The 8,379-nt window shown below is 66.5% G+C and carries 10 protein-coding genes and 1 tRNA gene; 4 read left to right on the top strand and 7 right to left on the bottom strand.

Translation table 11 applies throughout. The features are described 5' to 3' along the window. Window positions 1-85: 85 nt before the first annotated feature. The 3 genes from ATO6_RS21840 to fabD form a co-directional block, all read right to left on the bottom strand. Window positions 86-319, bottom strand: a complete 234-nt coding sequence (locus tag ATO6_RS21840; RefSeq protein ID WP_028285492.1) for an acyl carrier protein — start codon at window positions 317-319, stop codon at window positions 86-88. A gap of 191 nt (window positions 320-510) precedes the next feature. Next, complete coding sequence (fabG, locus tag ATO6_RS21835) at window positions 511-1,248, bottom strand: 3-oxoacyl-ACP reductase FabG (RefSeq protein ID WP_088626175.1); 738 nt, start codon at window positions 1,246-1,248, stop codon at window positions 511-513. Between the two features lie 46 nt (window positions 1,249-1,294). Next, window positions 1,295-2,230, bottom strand: coding sequence for an ACP S-malonyltransferase (gene fabD / locus ATO6_RS21830; protein WP_088626174.1), 936 nt, complete (start codon window positions 2,228-2,230; stop codon window positions 1,295-1,297). Window positions 2,231-2,439: 209 nt separating this feature from the next. Here fabD and rpsF point away from each other — a divergent pair, with 209 nt between their 5' ends. From rpsF to rplI, 3 genes are read left to right on the top strand one after another with little or no spacing between them, the layout of a single operon-like run. After that, complete coding sequence (rpsF, locus tag ATO6_RS21825; RefSeq protein ID WP_088626173.1) at window positions 2,440-2,796, top strand: 30S ribosomal protein S6; 357 nt, start codon at window positions 2,440-2,442, stop codon at window positions 2,794-2,796. Window positions 2,797-2,825: 29 nt separating this feature from the next. Further along, the gene (gene rpsR / locus ATO6_RS21820; RefSeq protein ID WP_005608650.1) at window positions 2,826-3,053 is read left to right on the top strand and encodes a 30S ribosomal protein S18; all 228 of its coding nucleotides are present in this window, start codon (window positions 2,826-2,828) and stop codon (window positions 3,051-3,053) included. A gap of 12 nt (window positions 3,054-3,065) precedes the next feature. Beyond that, window positions 3,066-3,671 (top strand): 50S ribosomal protein L9, encoded by a 606-nt coding sequence (rplI, locus tag ATO6_RS21815; RefSeq protein ID WP_088626172.1) that lies wholly within the window; start codon window positions 3,066-3,068, stop codon window positions 3,669-3,671. Window positions 3,672-3,984: 313 nt separating this feature from the next. Here the strand turns inward: rplI and ATO6_RS25180 are convergent, their stop codons facing one another. The 3 genes from ATO6_RS25180 to ATO6_RS21805 form a co-directional block, all read right to left on the bottom strand. Then, a complete protein-coding gene (locus tag ATO6_RS25180) occupies window positions 3,985-4,122 on the bottom strand; it encodes a hypothetical protein (RefSeq protein ID WP_176441058.1) in 138 nt (45 codons plus the stop codon). Window positions 4,123-4,222: 100 nt separating this feature from the next. Beyond that, on the bottom strand, window positions 4,223-5,551 hold the full coding sequence (gene tig, locus ATO6_RS21810; protein ID WP_088626171.1) for a trigger factor: 1,329 nt from the start codon (window positions 5,549-5,551) through the stop codon (window positions 4,223-4,225). Window positions 5,552-5,788: 237 nt separating this feature from the next. Next, a tRNA-Leu gene (locus ATO6_RS21805) sits at window positions 5,789-5,873 on the bottom strand. Between the two features lie 285 nt (window positions 5,874-6,158). On the opposite strand from ATO6_RS21805, the gene ATO6_RS21800 reads away from it, so the two are divergent. Next, entirely contained in the window at window positions 6,159-6,647 is a 489-nt protein-coding gene (locus ATO6_RS21800; protein WP_088626170.1) for a Hint domain-containing protein, read from the top strand. A gap of 124 nt (window positions 6,648-6,771) precedes the next feature. Here the strand turns inward: ATO6_RS21800 and ATO6_RS21795 are convergent, their stop codons facing one another. Continuing rightward, window positions 6,772-8,376 carry an NAD(P)H-hydrate dehydratase gene (locus tag ATO6_RS21795; RefSeq protein ID WP_088626169.1) on the bottom strand — a complete coding sequence of 535 codons (1,605 nt, stop codon included), beginning with the start codon at window positions 8,374-8,376 and terminating at the stop codon, window positions 6,772-6,774. Window positions 8,377-8,379: the final 3 nt, after the last annotated feature.

Below are 8,379 nucleotides of genomic sequence, written 5' to 3'. Positions count from 1 at the left end.
CCGCTCTGCCCCTTCGCCGCAACCCGGACAAGCAAAACCCCCCGCCAGTGGCGGGGGTTTTCGTAACTCGGTGATCCGGTTGGGATCAGGACGCTTCGGAGATGAACTTCACCGCGTCGCCGAAGGTCTGGATGTTCTCGGCCGCATCGTCCGGGATCTCGATGCCGAACTCTTCTTCGAACGCCATCACCAGCTCGACGGTGTCGAGGCTGTCTGCGCCCAGATCGTCGATGAACGACGCGTTCTCGGTGACCTTGTCTTCTTCCACGCCCAGATGATCGACAACGATCTTTTTCACGCGCTCTGCAACATCGCTCATGAAGTCTTCCTCACGTCTAAGGCCCTTCGGCCCGGTTCTGCCCTCGCCCCAGCGGGGTCGTGCTCTTGGTGCCCGTTTCCGGGCGGCTCGATCCCGCCATGCGGGACAACGGACGCCCTTGGGTATCCGGTCAAATCGGAGTCGGCTATAGCATATGGGTCAACGGACGCAAACGCTTTCGCCGCCCCGTCTTAAAGCATGGCCATGCCGCCGTTCACATGCAGGGTCGCCCCCGTGACATAGCCCGCCTCCGGGCTCGCCAGATACAGCACCGCCGCCGCTATCTCCTCGGGATCGCCCATCCGTCCGGCGGGCACCTGGCCGAGGATCCCGGACTTCTGGTCGTCGTTCAGCTTGTCCGTCATCGCGGTGGTGATGAAGCCCGGCGCCACGCAGTTCACGGTGATCCCGCGACTCGCAACCTCGTAGGCGATGGACTTCGACATCCCCACCATCCCGGCCTTGGAGGCGGCATAGTTCGCCTGCCCCGGATTGCCCGTGGCGCCCACGACGGACGAGATGTTCACGATGCGGCCCCAGCGAGCCTTCATCATGCCGCGCATGACGCCACGGCACAGCCGCATGGTCGAGGTCAGGTTGACCTCCAGCACGCTCTGCCAGTCCTCGTCGCTCATACGCATGAACAGCTGGTCGCGCGTGATTCCCGCGTTGTTCACCAGCACGTCGACCGACCCCATGGCCGCCGCGGCCGCCTTGGGCAGCCCCTCGACCGCCTCGGCATCTCCGAGGTTGCAGGGCAGCACATGCGCCCGCTCGCCCAGTTCGGCCGCCAGAGCCTCGAGCGGCTCGACCCGCGTGCCCGAAAGCGCCACCGTCGCCCCCGCCCCGTGCAGTGCCTTGGCGATCGCGCCGCCGATCCCGCCCGACGCACCCGTCACCAGCGCGTTCTTCCCGCTCAGATCGAACATGTCATATCTCCTCGATTGTCGCACAGCCTGGCCGGACCCGGCCCGGTCAGATGCTTTCCATCACGGTCGAGACCTCTGCGGGCGTCCCGAAGGTGCGGCACTCGATATCCCGCGCGATGCGGCGCACCATGGCCGACAGCGCCTTGCCTGCGCCGATTTCCCAGATCTCGGTCACCCCGTTCGCGGCCATCCACATGACGCTCTCGCGCCACCGAACCACGCCGGTCACCTGCTGGACCAGCAGCGAGCGGATCGAGGTCGGGTCGCTGACGGGCCCGGCCAGCACGTTCGACACCACCGGCACCGCCGGACTCCGCAGGTCGACGTCGTCGAGCGCCTGCGCCATCGCCTCGGCCGCCGGCGCCATCAGCGCGCAATGGAACGGGGCGCTGACCGGCAGGATGATGGCCCGCTTGGCGCCATGGGTCTTGGCGATCTCGGCGGCGCGCTCGACCGCCGCGCGGTCGCCAGACACCACCACCTGCATCGGGTCGTTGTCGTTCGCCGCCTGACACACCTGACCCTGCGCGGCCTCCTCTGCCACCTTGACGGCGGTGTCGAAATCCAGCCCGAGCAGTGCGGCCATCGCACCTTCGCCGCGCGGGACCGCCTTTTGCATCGCCAGCCCGCGGATGCGCAGCAGGCGGGCCGCGTCGGTCACGCTGAAGGACCCCGCCGCGGCCAGCGCGGAATACTCGCCCAGCGAGTGCCCCGCGACATAGGCCGCGTTGTCGATGGTCACGCCTTCCTTCTCGAGAGCGCGGAACGCCGCCAGCGAGGTCGCCATCAGCGCCGGTTGCGCGTTGTGGGTGCGGGTCAGCGTGTCCGCGTCGCCCTCCCAGATCAGCTTGGACAGATCCTCGCCGAGCGCCTCGTCGACTTCCTGAAAGACGGCCTTCGCCTCCGGATAGGCCGCCGCAAGCTCGCGCCCCATGCCGATGAACTGGGCACCCTGCCCCGGAAACACAAATGCGCGGCTCATGACGCTCCTCCCATGCGATCAGTTGGGCCGCACATAAAGCGTCAGGGTGACGGTGTCCATCGCCGCGCTGCGGTCTTGCGCCGGGGCCGGTTCCGCGATAAGCGGGCGCACCTTCCGCAACTTACGTGAACCGCGCAGTCTCTCGTGGCGGGGCCGCGGAAGGGTCAGGCCCCACCTATGAAATGCGCCTCGACAGAAATGGAGTGCACATGCCGCTTTACGAGCATGTATTCATCTCGCGCCAGGATCTTTCCAACGCGCAGGCTGAAGGCCTTATCGAACACTTCGGCACCGTCCTCTCGGACAACGGCGGCAAGGTCGTCGAATCCGAGTACTGGGGTGTCAAGACGATGGCCTACAAGATCAACAAGAACCGCAAGGGCCACTACGCCTTCCTCAAGTCCGACGCCCCCGCGCCGGCCGTGCAGGAAATGGAGCGCCTGATGCGGCTGCATGACGACGTGATGCGCGTCCTGACCATCAAGGTCGACGGGCACGAGGAAGGTCCCTCCGTCCAGATGCAGAAACGTGACGACCGCGACGACCGCCGTCGCGAACGCCGCTGATCCGAAGCCTGAAGAAAGGAAAATAAACCATGGCAGCGAAACCGTTTTTCCGCCGTCGCAAGGTCTGCCCCTTCTCGGGTGAGAACGCGCCGAAGATCGACTACAAGGACACCCGTCTGCTGCAGCGCTACATTTCCGAGCGCGGCAAGATCGTCCCGTCCCGCATCACCGCAGTGTCGGCGAAGAAGCAGCGTGAACTGGCCCGCGCCATCAAGCGCGCCCGCTTCCTCGCCCTGCTTCCCTACGCCGTGAAGTAAGGAGATCATCCGATGGAAGTCATCCTTCTCGAACGTGTGGCCAAGCTCGGCCAGATGGGCGACGTCGTCTCGGTCAAGCCGGGCTACGCGCGCAACTACCTGCTGGCCCAGGGCAAGGCGCTGACCGCGTCGAAAGAGAACATCGCCTCTTTCGAAGAGCGGAAGTCGCAGCTCGAGGCCCGCAACCTCGAAACCAAGAAAGAAGCCGAGGCTCTGGCCGACAAGCTCGACGGACAGCAGTTCGTCGTGATTCGCTCTGCCTCCGACGGCGGCAACCTCTACGGCTCGGTCACGCCCCGTGACGCCGCGGAAACCGCCACCGCCGAGGGCTACTCGGTCGACCGCAAGCAGGTCGTCATTCCCCAGCCGATCAAGGAACTGGGTCTGCACAAGGTGCATGTCACGCTCCACCCCGAGGTGGACGTCATCATCACCCTGAACGTCGCCCGTTCGCCCGAAGAGGCCGAACTGCAGGCGTCGGGCAAAAGCATCCAGGAACTGGCAGCCGAGGAAGAGGCGCAAGCCGAATTCGAGATCTCGGAACTGTTCGACGATATCGGCGCGGCAACCTCGGACGACGAGGACGACGCACCGGCACGTGGTTCGGACGACGACTGAACCTGACGGTCTCCGCAGGACTACGACGCCGCGCCCCTGGGCGCGGCGTTTTTCGTTTCAGGTCCGGTCGCTCGGAATACACAGGCCACGTGCCAGCATTTCCTCCGACATGGACCGCGGTCGCACCAACGTGGACGCCGCGAACAGGCACTCTGCCTCAAGTCCCTTGGAGGTTTCCCGCAGGCGACAGTCGATCACGGGTGCCCCGAGCATCATCGTGAGAAACAGCTTGGCCTCCCGCCCCTCCGGCGTGCGGAAAGGCGGGCACGACAGACCGACCAGGCGCGCGACATGGCCGTCGATTTCGAGCGTGTCACCGGTGATGGCGCGGGGCAGCGGCTTGGGCTGCCTCGGCGTGCAGGGCGCCCGCCACGATCACCAGCCCCGCCATGAGGGCCAGTTCGCGACAGCCACGCGTCACATAGTGCCGGAGCGACATTTCGTATTGCACCTGTGCCTCCCCACTTCACGCTGACTTATGGAGAGGCGTCCGGCAAGCAAAAGGGGCCGCCCTTTCGGAGCGGCCCCTGCCCTCGCGGATCGTCCCGCGATTATTCTTCGTCGAGCGCGTCGACCGCTTTGGTCAGCTCGTCCTTGTCGACTTCCTTTTCGGAAACCTGGGCCAGTTCGACGATGTAGTCGACGACCTTGTCCTCGAAGATCGGCGCGCGCAGCTGCTGCTGCATCTGCTGGTTCTGCTGGACGAATTCAAAGAACTGACGTTCCTGCCCCGGATACTGGCGCGCCTGGTTCAGGATCGCCTGAGTCATCTCGGAATCGGTGACCTCGACCTCGGCCTTCTGGCCCAGCTCGGCCAGCAGCAGGCCAAGGCGCACGCGGCGCTCGGCCAGACGCTTGTGCTCGTCCGTCGGCTCGATCGAGCCGTGGTTGTGGTCGTGCACGTCGGGGTTTTCCTCGTGCCAAAGCTGGTGCGCGATCTGGTTGGCCTCGGCGTCGACCAGGCTCGGCGGCAGGTCAAAGCTGACCTTCTTGTCCAGCTGGTCCAGAAGCGAACGCTTCAGCACCGCGCGGGCGGCCTGCGCATATTCGGCTTCCAGCCGCGACACGACCTGTTCCTTCAGCGCGTCCAGCGACTCGGCGCCGTATTTCTTGGCCAGTTCGTCGTCGACCTCGGCCTTCTGCGGGGCTTTGACGCCCTTGATCGTGCAGTCGAAGGTCGCGTCCTTGCCCTTCAGATGCTCGGCCTGGTAATCCTCGGGGAAGGTGACCGTGACGGCCTTTTCCTCGCCAGCCTTCACACCGACCAGTTGCTCTTCGAAGCCGGGGATGAACTGGCCGGAGCCCAGGACCAGCGGATAGTCCTCGGCCGAACCGCCTTCGAAGGCTTCGCCGTCGACCTTGCCGACGAAGTCGAACACGACCTGGTCGCCATCCTCGGCCGCGCCGTCCTTGTCCTCGAAGTTCTGCGCGTTCTCGGCGAGGCTTTCCAGCGCCTCGGTGACGGCGCTGTCCTCGGCCTTGACCACCAGCTTCTCGAGCGTGATGTCCTTCAGGTCGACCTCGGGGATCGCCGGCAGGGCCTCGTAGGACATGTCGACGACGACGTCGTCGCCTTCCTTCCAGCTTTCGCCGTCCTTCATCTGGACGTCAGGCTGCAGCGCGGGGCGATCGCCGGAGTCCTCGAAGTGCTTGGACATCGCGCCGTCGATGGCTTCCTGCATCGCCTCGCCGATCAGCCGCTGACCGAACTGCTTCTTCAGCAGTGCCATCGGCACCTTGCCCTTGCGAAAGCCCTTCATCTCGATCTCGGGCTGCGCCTCGACCAGCTTTTCGTTCACCTTCGCATCCAGTTCATCCGCGGTCAGCGTGATCTGGTAGCTGCGTTTCAGGCCTTCGTTCAGGGTCTCGGTGACCTGCATCCTGCGTCGTCCTTTGTGTCTCGGTCGCGCACCGAAATCGGTGCGAAAATCAGAGGCCCTTCTATGAGGCGAAATCAGGTCATGCAAGGCGAAAACCGGCATTCTGCCGGTTATGTCGGCGCTTTTCGGACCATGTGAAAAGCACCGCAAATCGGGGCGACCACGGGCCATCGGACCTTGCCGACGTCTCATCGCTTTGCCTTGAAGTCCACAGCCTCCGGTTTCAGGAGAGGTGTGTGGTGCGGGTGAAGGGACTCGAACCCCCACGCCTTGCGGCGCCAGAACCTAAATCTGGTGCGTCTACCAATTCCGCCACACCCGCATCGCCCCTGGCACGCGGCCGCCGGGTCGGCGCTGAATAGCAAAGCCCTTGTCCGAGGGCGAGCGGAATCTGGCCCTATTCCTGCCAGGGTTCGGGTGTATCCCTTCATGGCTTCTTAGTGTTCCTCCGCGAGACTGAGGAGGCAGCCATCCCGGCGACCGAGTCAAATGGGGCACGATCAAGGCACAAAAAGTGCAAATGCCCCGCAATCTTCTGGTTGATGGCCCAATCCTGCCCTATTCCGGTTGCAAAAAACGAGGCAGGCAAATGAACGGGAAACGAAAAATGAAACCGACCGCGACGCTGAAGAAGCAGGACACCGCCACCAAGGCAGACGCCGTCCACGGTGTCATGGCCGGTACGAAAATCCTCACGCTCGACGGTGAGCTCGCCGTGGAATTCCTGACGCCGGGCGACCGGGTCATCACCCGCGACAGCGGTTTCGCTGTCCTGAAAAACATCCGCGTCCGCAAGGTCCGCGCCAGCGCCGTCGCCGTGACCGGTGGCTCGCTCGGCCACAACCGCCCGGACAGCGACATCGTTCTGCCCGCCGACCAGAAGGTCCTGGTCCGCGACTGGCGCGCCGAGGCGCTGTTCGGTGCCAAGCAGGCGCTGGTGCCCGTGTCCCGCCTCGCCGACGGCCAGTTCGTCCGCGACCTGGGGGAGGTCGAGATGACCCTGTTCGAACTGGAATTCGACGCAGGCCACGTCATCTATGCCGGCGGCATGGAACTCGACGCTCCGGCCCGGCAGGCCGAGACGGTGTCCGCCTGACACCTCGAAACGCTAGCATTTGCCCAATGTGAATGGCCGCCCGCGCGGCCATTTCGCGTTTCCGGCCCCTGCGTTCTGCTCGGAGCCGCGTGTTCCCGGTCCTTGACCGAGGCCGACAAGCCGATCAACTCGCGCCACACATCCCGGACAGGCGTGACAGCACCACCGGCAGCCTCTCGGGCAGATCCTCGGCGATCAGCCCCGGACCGAAGGCGCGGGCGCATTCGACATGCAACCAGACCGCGGCCTCGGCCATGACCGCCAGTTCCGCCGCGCCCGGCGGAGCGGCCAGACCGCAGATCATTCCGGCCAGCACATCCCCGGCCCCTGCGGTCCCCAGCCACCGCACGGCCCGCCCGTAGGCCGCAGCATGAACGGCGACGCCGCCGTCCGGCCCGGCGATCACCGTGTCCTCGCCCTTCAACAGCACCAGACAGCCAGCCCGCGCGGCGGCGGCCCGGACGGCATCCACCTTGGACCCCGCCCGCCGCGACAACGCCAGGTCCGGGAAGAGCCGTCCGAATTCGCCTTCGTGCGGTGTCAGGATGCAGCGGTCGTGCAACCGGGCGAAGAGCGCGTCGGGATCGTCCTGAAACGCGGTCAGCGCGTCGGCATCCAGCACCACAACCGGCCGCCGGGCCGCGCCGTTCGGCCCGCCACGCTCCAGCACCGCGTGGACCAGCGCGCGCGTCCGCTCGGTCACGCCCAGTCCGGGGCCGATCACGAAGCCCGTCGTGCGGTCGTCCGCCGCCGCGTCGAGCCCCGCGGGATCGTCCAGCCCGCGCAGCATGACGGCGTCCAGCCGGGCCGCATTCTCGATCAGCGCGGCCTTGGGGCAGATCACCGTGACCAGCCCCGCCCCCGCCCTGAGCGCCGCGCGTGCCGCCAGCCGGGCCGCCCCGCCCCGGCCGACACCCCCGGCAAAAACCGCCACGCTGCCGTGGTCGAACTTGTGCCCGCCGCCCCGGTTGCGCGCCATCAGCAGGGCGGGCCAATCCGCCTGCGAGGCGGCCCCGACCAGCCTGACCCGCCCCGGCGGCGGCGCCCTGTCGACAGGCGCGGGTTCCCCTGCGTCCAGACCGATCGGCACGACGTCCAGCGCACCGCAGAGCGACGGCCCCTCGCCCAGATAGTGGCCGAGCTTCGGTGCATGGAAGGTCACGGTCAGATCGGCGGGCAGCGGCACGCACGGACCCGCCGGAAAACCGGTGTCGAGGTTCAGTCCGCTCGGGCAATCCACGGCCACGCACCGAGGCTTTCCGCCGTCTGGCCAGGAAACGCCGGAAAGCTCGTCCAGCATCGCCGCCAGCGCCTCAGGCAATGGCCGGGTCAGGCCGGTTCCGAATAGGGCGTCGACGATCAGGTCGGGACGGACGAGAACCGACACCTCGATCCCCTCAGCCCCGCGACTGTCACCGCCCCAGGCCACCCGCATCGCCGCGGCGTCAGGCGGCAGCCGGGCCGGGTCGCCCCAGTGCAGCACATCGACCGTCCAGCCCCTGCCCTCCAGCACCCGTGCGATCACGTATCCGTCGCCGCCATTGTTGCCCGGCCCGCACAGAACCAGCGCCCGCGCCCTGTGACGATCCAGGTCCGGCCAGCGCCCCAGGACCGCGTCCACCACGCCCCGCCCCGCGCGCTCCATCATCCGCAGCCCGGTGGTTTCCCCGGACGCGATGGCGGCCTGTTCCAGCCCGCGCATCTGCCCGGATGTCAGCAGTTCGGTCATTCC

Origin of the sequence: Oceanicola sp. 22II-s10i (assembly GCF_002210105.1) — a bacterium.
Classification (GTDB): Bacteria; Pseudomonadota; Alphaproteobacteria; order Rhodobacterales; family Rhodobacteraceae; genus Pseudooceanicola.
This window is presented reverse-complemented; position numbering and strand designations above follow the sequence as displayed.